14 protein-coding genes and 1 pseudogene are annotated in these 17,231 nt (G+C 63.8%); 3 read left to right on the top strand and 12 right to left on the bottom strand.

Annotation, left to right across the window (positions count from 1 at the left end):
- Positions 1-39: 39 nt before the first annotated feature.
- The 10 genes from arsC to FJ414_RS15450 form a co-directional block, all read right to left on the bottom strand.
- The gene (arsC, locus tag FJ414_RS15405) at positions 40-462 is read right to left on the bottom strand and encodes an arsenate reductase (glutaredoxin) (protein WP_140645225.1); all 423 of its coding nucleotides are present in this window, start codon (positions 460-462) and stop codon (positions 40-42) included.
- Positions 459-1,148 (bottom strand): MIP/aquaporin family protein, encoded by a 690-nt coding sequence (locus tag FJ414_RS15410; protein WP_140645226.1) that lies wholly within the window; start codon positions 1,146-1,148, stop codon positions 459-461. The genes arsC and FJ414_RS15410 overlap by 4 nt, the downstream gene beginning before the upstream one ends.
- Before the next feature lie 24 nt (positions 1,149-1,172).
- Positions 1,173-1,505 (bottom strand): helix-turn-helix transcriptional regulator, encoded by a 333-nt coding sequence (locus FJ414_RS15415; RefSeq protein ID WP_140645227.1) that lies wholly within the window; start codon positions 1,503-1,505, stop codon positions 1,173-1,175.
- A 321-nt stretch (positions 1,506-1,826) separates the two neighbouring features.
- A complete protein-coding gene (locus tag FJ414_RS15420; RefSeq protein ID WP_140645228.1) occupies positions 1,827-2,507 on the bottom strand; it encodes a hypothetical protein in 681 nt (226 codons plus the stop codon).
- 319 nt (positions 2,508-2,826) lie between these two features.
- Entirely contained in the window at positions 2,827-3,987 is a 1,161-nt protein-coding gene (locus tag FJ414_RS15425; RefSeq protein WP_140645229.1) for a YncE family protein, read from the bottom strand.
- A 68-nt stretch (positions 3,988-4,055) separates the two neighbouring features.
- Complete coding sequence (locus FJ414_RS15430; RefSeq protein WP_140645230.1) at positions 4,056-5,336, bottom strand: GNAT family N-acetyltransferase; 1,281 nt, start codon at positions 5,334-5,336, stop codon at positions 4,056-4,058.
- On the bottom strand, positions 5,336-6,739 hold the full coding sequence (locus FJ414_RS15435; RefSeq protein WP_140645231.1) for a lipopolysaccharide biosynthesis protein: 1,404 nt from the start codon (positions 6,737-6,739) through the stop codon (positions 5,336-5,338). The genes FJ414_RS15430 and FJ414_RS15435 overlap by 1 nt, the downstream gene beginning before the upstream one ends.
- 452 nt (positions 6,740-7,191) lie before the next feature.
- The gene (locus FJ414_RS15440) at positions 7,192-7,644 is read right to left on the bottom strand and encodes a hypothetical protein (protein WP_246672411.1); all 453 of its coding nucleotides are present in this window, start codon (positions 7,642-7,644) and stop codon (positions 7,192-7,194) included.
- Positions 7,645-7,899: 255 nt separating this feature from the next.
- Positions 7,900-8,109, bottom strand: coding sequence for a hypothetical protein (locus FJ414_RS15445; RefSeq protein ID WP_246672410.1), 210 nt, complete (start codon positions 8,107-8,109; stop codon positions 7,900-7,902).
- A 52-nt stretch (positions 8,110-8,161) separates the two neighbouring features.
- Complete coding sequence (locus FJ414_RS15450) at positions 8,162-8,434, bottom strand: DUF4242 domain-containing protein (RefSeq protein ID WP_095767571.1); 273 nt, start codon at positions 8,432-8,434, stop codon at positions 8,162-8,164.
- 242 nt (positions 8,435-8,676) lie between these two features.
- Here FJ414_RS15450 and FJ414_RS15455 point away from each other — a divergent pair, with 242 nt between their 5' ends.
- Positions 8,677-11,262, top strand: coding sequence for an AAA family ATPase (locus tag FJ414_RS15455; RefSeq protein WP_140645233.1), 2,586 nt, complete (start codon positions 8,677-8,679; stop codon positions 11,260-11,262).
- Between the two features lie 29 nt (positions 11,263-11,291).
- Positions 11,292-12,388: pseudogene (locus tag FJ414_RS15460) on the top strand (malate/lactate/ureidoglycolate dehydrogenase).
- 216 nt (positions 12,389-12,604) lie between these two features.
- On the opposite strand, the gene secA reads toward FJ414_RS15460, so the two are convergent.
- Positions 12,605-15,337, bottom strand: a complete 2,733-nt coding sequence (secA, locus tag FJ414_RS15465) for a preprotein translocase subunit SecA (protein ID WP_140645234.1) — start codon at positions 15,335-15,337, stop codon at positions 12,605-12,607.
- A gap of 262 nt (positions 15,338-15,599) precedes the next feature.
- On the opposite strand from secA, the gene FJ414_RS15470 reads away from it, so the two are divergent.
- Complete coding sequence (locus FJ414_RS15470) at positions 15,600-16,514, top strand: peptidylprolyl isomerase (RefSeq protein ID WP_140645235.1); 915 nt, start codon at positions 15,600-15,602, stop codon at positions 16,512-16,514.
- A 60-nt stretch (positions 16,515-16,574) separates the two neighbouring features.
- Here the strand turns inward: FJ414_RS15470 and FJ414_RS15475 are convergent, their stop codons facing one another.
- The gene (locus FJ414_RS15475) at positions 16,575-17,168 is read right to left on the bottom strand and encodes a TetR/AcrR family transcriptional regulator (protein ID WP_140645236.1); all 594 of its coding nucleotides are present in this window, start codon (positions 17,166-17,168) and stop codon (positions 16,575-16,577) included.
- Positions 17,169-17,231 lie beyond the last annotated feature (63 nt).

Below are 17,231 nucleotides of genomic sequence, written 5' to 3' on the forward strand. Positions count from 1 at the left end.
CACAGGTCAATACCTATTTCGACAAAGATCGAAATATGATCAAACGACCCGTTTACCGGTCGCGTCGATAACGACCTCGCCGTCTTCCTTGGTGAAGGGGCCGATGTCGGGATTGGGCAAAATCGGGAGGACCGCCTCAGAGGGTCGCGCAAGGACCGCGCCCAGCGGGGTCACCACGATTGGGCGGTTGATCAGGATCGGATGCTTGAGCATGGCGTCGATCAGATCGTCGTCTGACCACTTTGGGTCCGCGAGCCCAAGCTCCTCATAGGGCGTTCCCTTCTCCCGAAGCAGCGCACGGGTAGTGATCCCCATGGCTGCGATCAGCTCAACCAGCTTTGCACGTGAGGGAGGCGTCTTGAGGTATTCGATGATCTCGGGCTCTTCGCCGCTCTGCCTGATCATGGCCAGCGTGTTTCGCGAGGTGCCGCACTGGGGGTTGTGATAGATCGTGATGGTCATTCGGCGGGTTCCTCATTGGTGATGGCTTGGGGTTCCGCAAGCAGCCAGCCGGCAAGCGCCATTGCCACCAGAGCCCCGGCAAGCTGGGCAGCGATGAAGGCCGGGACATCGAGCGGCCGGATGCCAGCGAAGGTATTGGAGAGGGCGCGGGCCACGGCCACGGCCGGGTTTGCGAACGATGTCGAGGCAGTGAACCAGTAGGCGGCCACGATGTAGAGGCCAACCAGCCACGGGATGGCATCAGAGCGAAAGCGGAGACCGGCAAGGATGGTGAAGACGAGGCCGAAGGTCGCAACCGCCTCAGCGATCCACAGACCAGGCCCCCAGCGCACCGTGGTCGAGAGACTGAAGAGCGGCATGTCAAACATGGCATGAGCCGTCAGTGTGCCGAGTATGCCTCCCGCGAGCTGGGCTGCCACGTAGGTCAGGGCCACATCGCGGGCCATTTGGTGCCTCAGGCTGAACACGAGCGTGACCGCTGGGTTGAAATGCGCACCGGAAATCGCGCCGAGGATAGTGATCAACACGATCAGTATCGCGCCGGTCGGCAAGGTGTTGCAGAGCAAGGCGAGCGCCACATCATGGGTCAGCCGGTCGGCCATGATCCCGGAACCGACCACGGTGGCGACCAGCATCGCAGTTCCAAGTCCTTCGGCAGCGAGCCGTCGCGGCAGGTCAGCTGACACGGTGCCGAGCCTCCATTGAGATCGTTAGCACTTACAGGTCACCGCCTGGATGACCGGCCGGCAAAGCTCCGGGGCGCCCCTACAGCAGTCTTCCATCAGGTAGGCCAGCAGATCGCGAAAGGCGTTCATGTCGACGACATACCGGATGATCCGCCCCTCCCGTTCGGCGCGAACAAGCCCGGCGCGGTCGAGGACCTTCAGATGCGCAGACATGGTGTTCTGCACCGTTCCAAGCTGCGATGCGATCTCGCCGGCTGGAACGCCTTCGGCACCCGCTTGCACGAGCAGCCGGAAAGTCTCTAACCTTGTGTCCTGACCAAGCGCGGCCAGCGCCAGCAGAGCAGTAGTCTTGTCCATACATCCATCCATCCGGATTTGTGGATGTGTAGGTGGGCAGCATGACGGTTGGATGACAGGCTGATGGGGGTCGGAATATTTTGGCAAGATTTGCGCGCCCAATCCGATTATCAGCACGCGCCACGTTCCCCCTGCCGGGTCTCCGGCCTATTGGGAGCGCATCGCGGTCCTGGGACTTTCTAGAGGTGGCCTCAGAGCCGCAAGAGCTGCATTGCGGGCGTGGGGCGCAGGCCGACGACGGCCAGCCTGCGCCTTTGTTGTTTTCACGCAATTCCGGACGAAAAACCGCTACACACTTTTTTCCTGGAATTGCTCTAGCGATCAGAGCGAGTGCTTGTAGCCGATCGCGATGTTGAGCTTGTCGCCGGCGAGATCGTCGTAAGGCGCCGACGTCGTATCGGCCTTTTTCCACGAATAGCCGAGGTTGGCATAGACCGCATTGGTGGAGTCGATGTTGTAGGTCACGCCTGTGGCCAGCTTCGGCGTTTCCCAGGTGGTGTTGAAGGCGTTGCGGTAGCGGAAGTTGAAGACATTCCACGTCCATTGCTTGGACAGTTTCCAATCTCCGGCGAGATACAAGGCGTAGTAGGGGATCTGCGCATTTGCGTCGGCGTCCTTGACGATGCCGGTGTCATGCCAAGTGTAGCCGAGGGCAACGCTGGGAGTGAGGGTGAAGGCGTCCGTCAGCTTGATCTTGTAGCCGAGACTCGCCTCGCCGTAATATTGTGTCTTTCCACCGGTCTTGAAGGTCGGCTGGATGAATATCCCGCCGACGAAATTGTCGGCGAAATTGTGCGAGACGCTGAACTTGAAGTAGGTGTCGGCGAGCGATCGCGCTTTGTTGCTGCCATTGTCGATGGCGTAGAACTCGGGACTTCCCTCAATTCCCAGAGTCCAGGTCGGTGCTGCCGGCGGGGGTGCTTCGACAAGGTCGGCGGCGAAGCTGGATGATGTCATGGACAGTGAGATGCCCAGTGGCGCGACAATGGCACGAAAAAGCATGGTCTTTCCTCGATGTAGGAAGTGGCGGGAGATGTGCCGGCGATGCGGCGAGGAACCCGCTAGGCGCGCCGGATTTCAGTTGTGTGACGATGTGCCATTTGTGCAGACACAAGGACATCACGAAGTTGGGATCGTCGGATTGCCCGCCTTGGTCAGCTCGATGGGTTCGACGAAACAGTCGCCATTTCGACGCCATGTCGGCGGCATCCCTGGCTGGGCATCCCGCAGGAGCTCGTCCGGCCCGGCGGGCTCACCAGCAATCTCATGCCGATCGGGCATCGGCGCAGCCCGGCCTGTCCTGCTGTGTTGGAGCCGGCTGCTACCGCATATTCCCCGTGTGTCCCTGCGAGTAGCGCCCCGGCTGTGGCCACACCGTCAGCCCATGCGGCTCGACGCCGACGCGTATTTTCGTCACGCCGCCGCTGGTGGTGTCGATCATATAGATGTCGCTGTCGAAGCGGCCGGAGAGCCATAATTGCTTGCCATCGGCGCTGACATTGCCCATGTCGGGGCTGCCGCCGCCCGGGATCGGCCATTGCGCGACCACGGCGCGGGTGGCGAAGTCGATCACCGTCACGCTGCCCGGGCCGTTGGCCTTGCCCTGTTCCATCTTGTGCGAGCCGCGGTTCGAGACATAAAGGCGCTTGCCGTCGCGGCTGACGACGAAGCCATGCGTGCCGATGCCGGTGGGGATGAAGCCGATTTCGCGAAAACTGTCGCCGTCGATCAGGAACACGCCATCATTCATCATGTCGGCGACGTAGAAAACCTTGCCGTCGGGCGAGAGGCGGATGTCCTGCGGCATGCCCATCTTGGAGAGGTCGAGGTGACCGAGCATCTTCTGGTTCTTCAGGTCGATCTTAGCCAGGCCGCCATTGCCATATTCGCAAGTGAAGATCGCGTAGGAATTGTCGACCGAGAAATCGGCATGGTTTATGCCGGGGCAGGTCGGCGTCGGCAGGCTCGATTTCAGCGCCATGGTGTGCGGGTCGCGGAAATCGAGCCGCTTCATCGCCTCGTCGACGACGATTGCCGCGCTGCCGTCCGGCATGAAGTAGAGATTATAGGGGTCGTCGACCGGGATCTGCTGGCCGGGCTTGGCCGTCATCGGGTCGATCGGCGTCAGGCTGCCGTTCCTGCCGGTGCCGTTGTTGGCGACCCAAAGCGTCTTGAGGTCCCAGGACGGCACGACGTGCTGCGGCTTGCTGCCGACCGGGAACCGGTTGACCTCCTTCAAGGTGATGGTGTCGATCACCGAGACGCTGTTGGAGGAGCGGTTCGGCACATAGACGCACGGCAGCGCGCCGGCGGTGGCGGGGCTCAGATGGCCGGCCGCGGTCTGGCTGTAGATGCTGACCGGGGGAAGCAGCGGATCGGAGCAATCCTCCGGGCAGGTATCGGCCCAGGCCCGGGCAGGCATGAGCGCAATCAGCAGCACGGCCGCACGGAAACTGGTGTGACGCAAACGACTTCTGATCATCTGGATGGTTTCGTGTAGGCCGGCCCGAGTTCGCCGCGCGGACCCATAACTTGTGTCCCGCCGTTGATCTAGCGCCTTTTCAAAAGGCTCCGCATGCGGTTGCGCAGGATGCGCGCCATGTTGCGGGTCTCACGGTAGAGGTGCAGTTGCGAGGCCGCCTGACGGGCCAGCCGGTCGGCATCCGGCGTCAGCCCGACCACCAGCGTGCCCATCGGCTTGCGCTCGCTCCACAGCCGGCTCATCACCGGGTGGTCCGGAACCGCGCAGGAATCGGTCATGACGATGTTGGGATCGTCGAGATGCTGCTTGGTCACCTCGATCATCAGCAGCGTGCCCGGCGAATAGGCGGAAAGCGCCTCGTCATAGGCCGTCTTCCAGGTGTAGGCGACGCCGGCCTCGACGAAGACGACCAGGCAGGCGACGGTGCGGCCGTCGAGCGTCAGCAGATGGATGCGGCACATGTCCTGCTCGGCCAGCCTGTGCACGGCTTCGCGGGCGAAGGCGGCGCGGTAACGGTCGATCGCCATCGCGGTGCGCTCGCGGCCTTTCCAGCCGGCCGCTTCAAGCGTCAGGAAGCTTTCGATGGCGTGGCGTATCTCGTCCTGCCCGCGCGCCACGATGTGCTCGAGCTTGCCTTGATCGGCGAGGCGCCGCTTCAGCCGGCGGAATTCGCGATAATGGTGCGCGCGCAGCGAGGCCTTGAGGTAGTCCTCGCCGTCGGCATCGCTTTCAAGCACCGGGCGGTCGACCTTGCCGGTGGTCACCAGGGTCAGGCCGCGGCTGTCGGCAAAGGAGGTCATGAGGCTCGCCACCGGGCCGTCGAGCCTCATGTCTGGCAGCACGAAGACCTTGGGCAGCTTGAGATGCGGCCTCGACAGCATCGAGAAGAAATCCTCGATGACGCCGACCGGATCGTCGCGATCGACCAGCGGCGTTCCGAGCGGGCCGAACGGGCTCGACCATGTGCGCATCACCGGGACGCCGAGCGGGATCGCCGGCCGCTCGACCGAGAACGGCGCCAGAAGCCGAAGCCGGTTGCGGTATTCGTCGCCGTCGCGGATGACGGCAAGCCGCACCTCGCGGTCTTCCAGCCGGGGCATCGCCGGCGCCAGGAAGCGCGGGTTGAAGAAGACGTTCGGCTCGATCGTGCGGGCGCTGAGATAGTCGAGTTCCTCGACAAGTTCGAAGCCCGCCGAGGCTGGGTAGATGGCGAGCTTGCGCTCCGGCCGGTTGCTGGCGAAGAGCTCGATATGGGCGGGGTCGACCTCGCGCGCCAGGCCGGCAAGGTTGGAGACCATGGCGCCGGCGGTGCCGCCGCTGGTCTCTTCGAGCAACGGGACGGCGGCCATCAGGCGATTTCCTTGTTTGCGGGCACGAAGATCGCCATCACGATGCCGAGCTTGCGCCAGACGGTGAAGGACAGCGCACTGGCCTCGAAGACCATGGCGAGGCTGGTGGCGATTGCCGCGCCCCAGAGGCCGAACAGCGGGATCAACAGCACGTTGAGGCCGATGTTCAGGGCAAGCGTCATGGCATAGACGGCGGCGCAGATGTTCTGGTTGCCGCTCATGGTGAGCAGGCTTTCGCAGGGGCCGACGGCGGCGCGCGCCACGACGCCCAGCACAAGCAGGAAGAGCAGCGGGTAGCCAGCGGTGAATTCGGGACCGAACAGCATCAGCATCGGCTCGCCCAGCGCCAGCACCATGAGCGCCATCAGCAACGAGGGCCAGAAGGTCCAGGACACGGTCTCGCGAGCGAAGGCGGCGAGCTTGTCCGGTTCGCCATGGGTGAACTGCGCGTAGCGCTGGGCAACGCCGGCCTTGACCGCGAAATAGACGAAATGCACCAGCGCCAGCGTCTTCACCGTGGCGAAATAGACGGCGACATCGTTGGGGTTCATATAGGCGCCGACCATCAGCACGTCGGCATTGGTGAGCAGGAAGAAGAAGCTCTCGACCAGGAATATCGGCAGCGAAACGAGGATCCACTGGCCGAAATGCACCGCCATCGGCCCGGCCGGTATCTTTTTCTCCATGCGCGAGGTGACGGCCATCAGCTGGCCGAGCGTCGTGACATAGGTGGCCGCGATCGAGGCGAAGATCGCGGTCTTGGCGTCGGGCACGTAGTGCAGGCCAAGCATCAGCGCCATGAACGCCAGAATCAGCACCGGCCGCACCAGATAGGTGGGCGAGAGCGCCAGCAGCGCCCAGGAATTGGCGCGCGCCAGCCCCTGCAGGAGATCGCCGAGCGCGATCATCGGCAGGCAGATGACGCCGAGGATGAAGGGGATGACGTAGTAGTTCTCGATCCAGTCCGAGGCGAGCCACACGCCAAGGGCGCCGAGGCCCGCGATCAGCGTCGAAGCAGCGAGCACGAACAGGCGGCTGGCGAGCACGATGCCGCGCAGTTCGGCCAGCATGCCGCGTTCGCGATATTCGGGAATGAAACGAATGACCGAGGTGTGGAAGCCGAGGCAGGCGAGGTTGCCGACGATGACCATCGTCACCCAGACCAGCACCGAGATGCCGTATTCGAACGAGCCCATCCAGCGCGCCATCAGCACCTGGCTGACGAAGGCGATGAAGGCGCTGATGATACGGATCGAAAAGGCGATCAGCGACATGCGCCCGGCTTCGCCGCGCTCGTCGGCGGTGAACAGCACTGCGTCGATGCGGCCAAGCAACGGACGCATGCGCAGCGCCCAGCGCTGCGGCAGGAACCGCCCGGCAGTCGTCGCCGCGGAAAAGCGCACCCAGAACTCTCCGTTTTCCGCCTCTTTCCAAGGTTTCGGTCTATCCGAAACACCTTAAGAAAGGGTGGGTGGGGTGCCGGCGGGCGTATGAGGGGCAGCGCGGGCTTTCGGAAATTGCGCTGAAGTGCGCAAGCCGTAGAAAGCTAAAAAGCTGCGCGGGCATGATAGCAAATAAGCAGACATCTCGTACGGGAATTCGCGCTGAATTTTCCCGTGTCGGGACAAGATTTTTGGGAATATCTGGGAGGTCATTCTCGAATTAAGGGTGACGGAATAACCTTTCTCCAGATTGCCTACGCCATGATTGCGGTCTCGTACCTTGTTGCCGTTTTGGCACTAATTTCAGGTCACTAGCTGCGAAACGCGGCCAATCGCAATCGCCGGCGCTGCCCCTCATCCGGCCCTTCGGGCCACCTTCTCCCCGTCAAACGGGGAGAAGGCAAGGGCGCTGCTTACATCCCCTTCATAGCGTCGCAGGACACATTCGGGTTCATGTCGGCGAAGGCGCCGGTGGGGTTCTGCTTCCAGGCCCAGACATGCAGCTCGTAGAACGGGCCGAGGCCGTAGCGGTTGGGGGCGCTGTTGAAGTTGAACAGCTGGCCTTCGAGCGAGGCCGGACCCTTCGAAGTGATATATTCGACGGCGACCAGCTTCAGCGTGCCGTCGGCCATCGGCTCGTACATGACCGCCTCCGGCTTGGCGACGTCGACGGCGTCGTCCTTGAGGTAGGTCGCATTGACGTAGTGGATGCCCATGGCGCCGCCGGTGATGCCGCTGGCGCAGGGGATCGGCGCGTAGCCTTCAGCTTTCGCCACCGCGACGTCCTCGAAGCGGCTGTCCAGCGCCCGCACCTTTTCGGCGAGCGGATTGACGGTTTCGGCCGTGGCCGCGCCCGCCATCAGCATGATGATCGAGGCAGAAGCGCCGATAACGCATTTGATTGAGGTCTGAATGTTCATTTGTCTCTCCAATTGAGGCGCACAAGCGGCGGCAGTCGGCCGGTAGGCCAACTCCGAACGCCGGCGGCGCCTGTCGGTAAAAGGGATGATCGCTGATCCCGACCAGAGCGGTTCACCAAACGAACCGCTCCAAGTCTTTGTTTTGCGCAATTCCGGACGGAAAACCGCTGCGCAGTTTTCCTGGAATTGCCGTGCCCGGGATCAGCTGTGATGCCACCAATATTCCCAGTATTCGCGCGGGTTTTCCCGCTCGTGCAGGCCGATGTCGCGTCTCAGGTAGTCGTCCTGCGGTGGCAGAAAGCGTCGCCGGTTTCGCAGCGGCGAAAGCAACGCCGACACAGCCCGTCGCATGAAGCCGCGCCGTGACGGGACGATGTCCGCCGCGGCGGATGCAGCCTCGTCTTCTGGCACGGCGTCAGGTCCGCCGGCGACGGGTATGGTCTGCCCGACATGGTCTGCCCGATCAGCGATAAAAGTAGGGGTCGAGGACCCGGACCTCCGTGATCTTGTCGACGGGAAGCGAATTCTTCTGCGCGGTGCTGCGGATCGCCTCCGGCGAGGGCGCATCGTAGATGCAGAAGCTCTTGCTCTTGTCCGGCGAGACGAAGGATTGCACCCAGGTGACGCCTTTCTCGGCATTGCGGGCAATGACGCCGCCCATCGCGGTTGCGCCGGCATCGTTCATCGGCACGTGAAGCCCATCGGGGAAGGTACGTTCAATCAGGTAACGAGGCACGATCGGTTCCTTTCATTGGTGAATTGCGCTCGGTTCAAGCGCGACCCAGCAGAAATCACCTTCGCGGCAGGCGCGCATCGGAGCCATTCCCCATATTGGCCGGGACGAATCCCTATCTTTGCGACGTTTTATGTGGAAGATGGCACCTCAATGTGTGGAAAGTCACATTGTCGCGCCGTTTCCCAGGCTATCGCGGCGGCGGTCCGCCACGATGGAAATTCTGATTTGGCGAGAGAGTGACAATGCTTCTGGAACGGCAGACGCAGCTGCAGCAAATGGATGCCTTGCTGGCGGATGCAACAGGCGGCCGTGGCCGCGTCGTGGTCCTGTCGGGGGAGGCCGGCGCCGGCAAGACGGCGCTGGCCGAGGCGTTCGCAAGCCGCTTGGGCAAGGACCTGGCCGTGCTTCGCAGCGCCTGCGAGGATCTCTCCATTCCCGATCCCTTGGGGCCGCTTTACGATCTGGCGCGCGAGGCGCAGTGGGAGCCGCCGCGAGCGATCGACGACCGCCAGGTGCAGCGGCTGCCCTTGTTTTCCGAGGCGCTCGACGTCTTCGAAGCGAAAGGTCCTTGCCTGCTCGTCATCGAGGACCTGCACTGGGCCGATGATGCGACGCTCGATTTCGTGCGCTTCCTGGGCCGGCGTATCGCGAGCACCCACATCCTGCTTCTGATCACGGCGCGCACCGACCGCAGCGAGGGGCAGATGCGGGTGCGCCGGGCGCTCGGCGAAATCCCGGCCGGCAACGTCTATCGTATCGAGGTCCCTTTGCTCAGCGAGACGGCCGTCCTGTCGCTCGCCGAGGCCGCCGGCCGCGACGGCGGCGCCATCTACCGCGCCACGGCAGGCAATGCCTTCTTTGTGACGGAGTTGCTGGCCGGCGAGAAAGACGGCCTGCTGCCGGTCAGCGTGCGCGACGCGGTGCTCGCGCGCGCCGAGCAGCTCTCCTCCGGCGCCCGCTCGATGCTCGACGCGGTCTCGGTGTTCCCGCGCCGCGCCGACGCCTGGGCGCTCAGCGGCCTTTGCGGAATCGCCGCCGCCGGCCAGCTCGCCGAATGCGTCGCCAACGGCCTGCTCGAGGATTTCGGCGACGGCTATGCCTTCCGCCACGAGATCGCCCGCACGGCGATCGAGATGGCGCTGACGCCCAGCAAGAGGCGGGAGTACAACGAGCGCGCCCTGGCAGCGTTGCGGGAAAATCCGCAAGTCGCCACCGCAAGGCTCGTGCATCATGCCGTGGAGGCGCAAAGCCTGGACGTGGTGCGCGAGCTGGCGCCGGTCGCCGCGCGCGAGGCTTCCCGCGTTGGCGCCCATCGCGATGCGGCGGGCTACTACGAGGTCGCCCTGCGCTACGCGGATATCCTGCCGATCGAGAAGCGGGCGGAGCTTTATGAAGGCCATGCCTTCGAGTGCCACTTGATCGGCCGCATCGACGCGGCGATGGAAGCGCAGGACCGGGCGCGCCAGCTGCGCCAGGCGCTGGGCGATCGGCTCAAGGAAGGCGACAGCCTCAGGTGCCTGTCGCGTTTTGCCTATCTGCTCGGCGATCGCGATGCAGCGGACCGTTTCGGCGAGCAGGCCGTGGAGCTTCTGGAGACCGCGCCCGACAGCGCCGAACTGGCGATGGCCTACTCGAACCTCTCGCAACTGGCGATGCTGGCCGAGCGGCTCGAGGACACGCTTTCGCTCGGAGGCAAGGCGGCCGAACTGGCGGAGCGGCTCAACCGGGCGGACATTGTCTGTCATGCGCTGAACAATGTCGGCGCCGCCGGACAATGGCTGGATTTTGCCAAAGGGCGGCGCGATCTCGCTCGCAGCCTTGGGATTGCGCTGTCGGGCAACTTCCAGGAGCATGCGGCGCGCGCCTTCACGAACTGCGCCTGCGTCGAGATGAACAGCCTCAACTTCAAGGAGGCGGCGTCGTTCCTGGATCGCGGCATTGGCTATTGCGTCGAGAACGATCTCGCGACATGGCGCGATTACATGCGCGGCGTGCAGGCGCAGCTTTTGCTTCGGCGCGGCTTTTGGGACGACGCCGCGACAATGGCGCATGAGGTTGTCGACGACGACGCAACGACGCCGCTCGTGCGCTATCCGTCGCTGGTGGCGCTGGCGAGGCTGCGCATCCGCCGCGGCGACCCGTCGGCCGAGCCGATCGTCGAAGAGATGAGGCGGTTCCTGGACAAGGGCATGGAGCTGCAGCGCCTGGTGGCGTTGGCCGAGGTGCTGGCTGAGTTGGCCTGGCTTGGACAAGCCGACAGGCAGGAAGCCTTGCGCCTGATCGCGGTTGCCGAAAGCCTTGCGCCGACGCCGGCCGTGTTCGGCGAACTTGCCAACTGGCGGGAGCTGTTGTCGCCCGGATCCGAACCCGGCGACACGGACGGCATGGCGGAGCCGCACCGCCTGCAACTGACCGGCGACTGGCGCGCCGCCGCAGCGCTATGGGCCGAAATGGAGGCGCCTTTCGAACAGGCAATGGCCTTGCTGCGCGGCGACGAAGCGGCGCAGCGCGAAGCGCTTGCCATTTTTGAGGACCTTGGCGCGAGGGCGGTCGCGCAGCACGTCCGCGGCCTTATGCGGGAAAGCGGCGTCAGCCACATCGCGAGAGGACCGCGACAGGCGACGCGCGCCAACCAGGCCGGCCTCACGCAGCGCCAGATGGAGGTGCTGCAGCTGATCGAACGCGGCTTTTCCAACAAGAAGATCGCCGCGCATCTGACCATCTCGCCAAAGACGGTCGATCATCACGTGTCGGCGGTGCTGGACAAGCTGGAGGCCGTCTCGCGCGGCGAGGCGACGGCGGCCGCGCGCGATTCGGGATTGATCTAAACTTGATTGTACCGCACAAACCAATGGTCATGGAGGAGCCAACTTACGTCATTCCTGCCGCGCGGCTGAAAGAGTTCGTCGCGACTATTTTCGCGACCGCCGGCTGCGCGCGGGACGAAGCGGATCGGATCGGACACTACCTTCTGTCGGCCAATCTAGCGGGCCATGACAGCCACGGCGTGATACGCACTCCGCGTTATCTCTATTGGCTGCGGCAGGGTTATGTCCTACCGGGGCAGACGCTGACGGTGGTCTCGGAGGGTCCCTCCTTCGCCACGGTGGACGGCAATTGGGGCTTCGGCCAAACAATCGGTCCGTTGGCCGTCGACACGGGCGTGGAGAAAGCCAGGGCCGCGGGCGTTTCGATGATCGGCCTGCGAAACTCCAGCCATCTCGGCCGGATCGGCGACTGGGCAGAACGGGCCGCCGATACCGGTCTGGTTTCGTTGCATTTCGTCAATGTGGGCGGCGGTGAGCTGGTTGCGCCGTTCGGTGGGATCGATCGACGGTTTCCACGAATCCCATCTGCATAGGCGTTCCGTCGGACGGCAAGGAACCTATGTTCCTGCTTGATTTCGCGACGTCGCTTGTTGCCGAAGGCAAGGTACTGGTCGCATCGAACGGCGGCAAGCCAGTGCCGGAGGGAGCACTGGTCGGGCTCGACGGAAAGTTCACCTCGGACCCGTCGGCACTTTACGGACCGATCGTGCCGGGCGGCGTTCGGGACTTAGCGCATGGCGAGGGCGCTCTCGTCGCTTTCGGTCTGCACAAGGGCTCCGGCCTTGCCTTCATGTGCGAAATCCTGGCGGGCGTCCTGGCTGGAGGCGCGACGTCCGGTCCTATCCCTGGCGGTAAGCGCGGCCGCATAAGCAACGGCATGCTGTCGATCTACCTCGACCCGGCCCGCTTTGGAGAGCCGGATTTCCTGCAGAGAGCGCGCGCTTACGCCAACTATGTGAAGGCCTCACGACCGACCACGCCCGATACCCCGGTCCTGGTTCCAGGCGAGCCGGAAGCCCGGTACCGCGAGGAGCGCCTGCGCTCCGGCGTTCCGCTGCAGAAGCAAACATGGGATGCGATCTGTGCAGCCGCGTTGTCGCTCGGGGTCCAACCTCCGACGTTGTAGGACGCGATCTTCGATAGAATTGTTTGCCGCGTCGTGTCGATATCCGACACCATGACTGCAGGCTTTATGGATGAATTGAAGTTAAGGTCGTGCAGTTGGAAGTAGTCAGGCACGCCGGGCACGGCTTTGAACCTGTTCAGCCCCTTGCGAAAGTTATCTGGGGCTGGGATCATATCCGTTGAAAAGTCCCGGCGAAAGCCGGGACTGAAGACCTGCTCAGGCGAACGTGCCGTGGCAGTGCTTGTACTTCTTGCCGGAGCCGCAGGGGCAGAGCTCGTTGCGGCCGACCTTGCCCCAGCTTGCGGGGTTCTTCGGGTCGCGGTTTTCCGGCGCGACGACGGCGCTGGTGTCCTGACGCAGCAGAAGCGCGGTCTCGCCGCTCTGGAAATCATCCTCGCCGGTGGAGCCGTCGATATGGCTGCCGAACATCTCGGGGGCTTCGGGCGGCGGCGCGTCCGCCGCCTGGCGCACCAGCTCGACGCGCATCAGCTGCGCGGTGACGGCCTGGCGCAGGTTGCCGAGCATGCCCTGGAACAGCTCGAAGGCCTCACCCTTGTATTCCTGCAGCGGGTCGCGCTGGGCGTAACCGCGGAAGCCGACGACGGAACGCAGGTGGTCGAGATTGACGATGTGCTCGCGCCACAGATGGTCGAGCGTCTGCAGCACCACCGAACGTTCGACATAGTTCATCACGTCGGGGCCGAAGCGATCGGCGCGTTCCTTGGCGGCGGCGTCGGCCGCGGCCGCGATGCGCTCGCGGATGTCGTCCTCGGCGATGCCCTCTTCCTTGACCCATTCCTCGATCGGCAGGTCGAGGTTGAGATACTGCGCCGCTTCCTCCTTGAGGCCGGCGACGTTCCACTGCTCGGCATAGGCGTTTTCGGGAATGTTCTTGGCGACGATCTCCTCGATGACGCCCTCGCGCATCTCGGCGATCGTCTCCGACAGGCCTTCGCCGTCCATCAGCTCGATACGCTGCTCGAACACCACCTTGCGCTGGTCGTTCGAGACGTCGTCATATTTCAACAGGTTCTTGCGGATGTCGAAGTTGCGCGCCTCGACCTTCTTCTGCGCCTTCTCCAGCGCCTTGTTGATCCAGGGATGGATGATCGCCTCGTCTTCCTTGAGGCCGAGCTTCTGCAGCATGCCATCCATGCGCTCGGAGCCGAAGATGCGCATCAGGTCGTCCTGCAGCGACAGGAAGAATTTTGACCGGCCGGGATCGCCCTGTCTTCCCGAACGACCTCTAAGCTGGTTGTCGATGCGGCGCGATTCGTGGCGTTCGGTGGCCAGAACGTAAAGGCCGCCGGCGGCCAGCGCCTTTTCCTTCAGGCGCTCGACGTCGTCGTTAATCTCTTTTTCCCGAGCCTCGCGCTCGGGTCCGGGCGGCATGTCGCCAAGCTCTTCGGCGATGCGCATCTCGGCGTTGCCGCCGAGCTTGATGTCGGTGCCGCGGCCGGCCATGTTGGTGGCGATGGTGATGGCGCCGGGCTTGCCGGCCTGGGCGACGATAGCCGCCTCGCGCTCGTGGTGGCGCGCGTTCAGGACTTCGAAGTCCTTGAAGCCATCCTTGCGCAGGCGTTCGGCCAACTGCTCGGATTTTTCGATCGAGGTGGTGCCGACCAGCGTCGGCTGGCCTTTGGCGCTGGCCTCGCGGATTTCCTTGACGATCGCCTTGTACTTCTCTTCGACCGTACGGTAGACCTCGTCGTCCTCATCCTTGCGGATGACCGGCAGGTTGGTCGGGATCTCGGTGACCTCGAGGCCGTAGATGTTGCCGAATTCCTCGGCCTCGGTCAGCGCCGTGCCGGTCATGCCGGCAAGCTTCTTGTAGAGGCGGAAATAGTTCTGGAAGGTGACGGAGGCCAGCGTCTGGTTCTCCGGCTGGATCTGCACATGCTCCTTGGCCTCGAGCGCCTGGTGCAGGCCTTCGGAGTAGCGGCGGCCCGGCATCATGCGGCCGGTGAACTCGTCGATGATGACGATCTCGCCGTTGCGCACGATGTAGTCGCGGTCCTTCTGGAACAGAAGATGCGCCTTCAGCGCGTTGTTGACGTGATGGACGATGGCGACGTTCTCGACGTCGTAGAGCGACTCGCCTTTCAACAGGCCGGCGTCGCGCAGCATGTTTTCCAGCTTCTCGGTGCCGTCCTCGGTGAAGATCGTCGTCTTCTGCTTCTCGTCGACCTCGTAGTCGGCCGGGCCGAGCTTCAGCATGAAGGCGTCGATGGTGTTGTACATTTCCGAGCGGTCCTCGAGCGGACCGGAAATGATCAGCGGCGTGCGCGCTTCGTCGACCAGGATGGAATCGACTTCGTCGACGATGGCGTAGGCATGCCCGCGCTGCACCATCTGCGAGCGCTCATACTTCATGTTGTCGCGCAGATAGTCGAAACCGAGCTCGTTGTTGGTGGCATAGGTGACGTCGGAGGCGTAAGCCTCGCGGCGCTCGTCGTCGGAAAGGCCGTGGACGATGATGCCGACGGTCAGGCCGAGGAATTTATAGACGCGGCCCATCCATTCGGCGTCGCGGGTGGCGAGATAGTCGTTGACGGTGACGACATGGACGCCCTGGCCAGCAAGCGCATTGAGATAGACCGGCAAAGTGGCGACCAGCGTCTTGCCCTCGCCGGTGCGCATCTCGGCGATGCCGCCATTGTGAAGCACCATGCCGCCGATCAATTGTACGTCAAAGGGACGCATGCCAAGCACGCGGCGGGCCGCCTCCCGCACCGTGGCGAAGGCTGGAACCAGCAGGTCGTCGAGCGCGGCGCCGTTGGCGAGATCCTGGCGGAATTTTTCAGTGCGGCCCGAGAGCTCGGCGTCGGAAAGCGCCCGCATCTCGTTTTCCATGGCGTTGATGGCTTCGACCCTGGGCCGGGTCGACTTGACACGGCGGTCGTTGGAAGAACCGAAAACCTTACGGGCGAGACCGCCGAGACTGACCATCCAATGGTCCTTTCGATAGCAATTTAGCCGTTTGCGACAGGCGCCTGGCGGGCCCATCAAATCCGCGTGAATGCGGACAAACGCAAAAAGCGCCCGGAAAACGGTTCTGGACGCCAAGTCGATGGACAGATAAGAGGGGGCTCAATCGATGTCAACGCCGCGTTAGCCCTATGGGCAGCGCCAAATTCCGCCACAATCCGACTGATTTGGAACCCTTCCGCTCACGCGGTCCTTATTGGCAATCCCCATTGGAGTTATCTTGATGTCCCTGTCGTTCCGCCGCGCCTCGCTCGCCAGCCTCGGTCTGGTCTTCGGGCTCTCGGCTCTTAGCCTGTCGCCGCTGATGGCGCAGGAGACCAAGCCCGCCCAGGACGCCACAGCGCCGGCGGCGGCTCCGGTCGATCCCAATGCCGTGGTAGCCACCGTCAATGGCGAGAAGCTGACCGAGGCCGATCTTCAGCTCGCCGAAGGCGAACTGTCGCAACAGTTCGCGCAGATGCCGCCCGAACAGCGCCGCGCGGCTGCCCTTTCGGCCGCGATCGAAATCCGCGTCATGGCCAAGAAGGCGGTCGACAGCGGCCTCGACAAGGACGCCGACTTCCAGCGCCGCATGGCGTTCCTGCAGGCTCGCGCCCTGCATGGCGAGGTGGTCGAGAAGGAAGTGGTCGACAAGGTGACGGACGCCGAAGTGCGCGCCCGCTACGACCAGGAGATCGCCAACACGCCGCCGGTCAACGAAATCCACGCCCGTCACATCCTCGTGAAGACGAAGGAAGAGGCCGAGGCGATCATCAAGCAGCTCGACGGCGGCGCCGACTTCCAGAAGCTCGCCAACGAACACACCAGCGATCCGAGCGGCAAGACCAGTGGCGGCGACCTCGGCTGGTTCGGCCCGGGGCAGATGGTGCCGGAGTTCGACAAGGCGGCCTTCGCGCTCGACGTCGGCAAATATTCGAAGGAGCCGGTGCAGTCGCAGTTCGGCTGGCACGTCATCAAGGTCGAGGACAAGCGCGCCAAGCAGCCGCCGGCCTTCGACGACGTCAAGGATCAGGCCAAGCAGGCGGTGATCCGCGACAAGTATTTCGCCATGGTCAAGGAGCTGCGCGCGGCCGCCAAGGTCGAGATCCCGGACGAGAAGCTCAAGAAGGACATCGACACGCTGGAAGCCGGCAAGTAATCCGCTTGCGGCTGGATAATTCTAAAAGGGCGCCTTCGGGCGCCCTTTCGCTTTCGGGGGTCAAGCGTTCATTATACCCCGCGTGATGTAGCGTATGGCGGCGCGGATCAGCGCGTCGTCCTCGTCGAGCCGTCCGGCCAGAAGATGCCGCCAGGCGAAGGAAGCGATCAGATCGGCGACGATCCCGGCATCGACATCGGCCGCCACCTCGCCCCGCGCCTTGGCGCGCTCGATCATCCGCCCGGTATGGCTGCGGCGCCCCTTTGAATATTCTGCAAGGGCGGCCGCGGCAGTTTCGTCCGATTGCGCCTCAGCGATCAGCGAGCGGAAGATGTTGCCCGACGGGGTGTCGCGCCAATGCGCGAACAGGTTCTGAAGGAAGCCGGCCAGATCGTCCTCGATGTTCCCGGTGTCGGGCGTCTCGACGCGCTTCTGCCGCTGGTAGACCTCGATCAGCAGCGCCGCCTTGCTCGGCCACCAGCGATAGATGGTCGGCTTTCCCGCCCGCGCCCGCCGGGCGACGGCCTCGATCGAGAAGCCGGCATAGCCCGCTTCGCGCAACACCGCCTCGGCGGCCTTGACGATGGCATCGGCGCTCTCGGGATTGCGTTTCGCGCCGATCGACTTGCGCCCGCGAGCGGCGGCTTCGTCCATCGAGGTCTTCCTTAGCCGGTGAATCTGGCGCCGATCATATTGGCTTCGGCGACGAAACGAAAC

Origin of the sequence: Mesorhizobium sp. B3-1-6 (assembly GCF_006439555.1) — a bacterium.
In the GTDB taxonomy this organism is placed as follows: Bacteria; Pseudomonadota; Alphaproteobacteria; order Rhizobiales; family Rhizobiaceae; genus Mesorhizobium.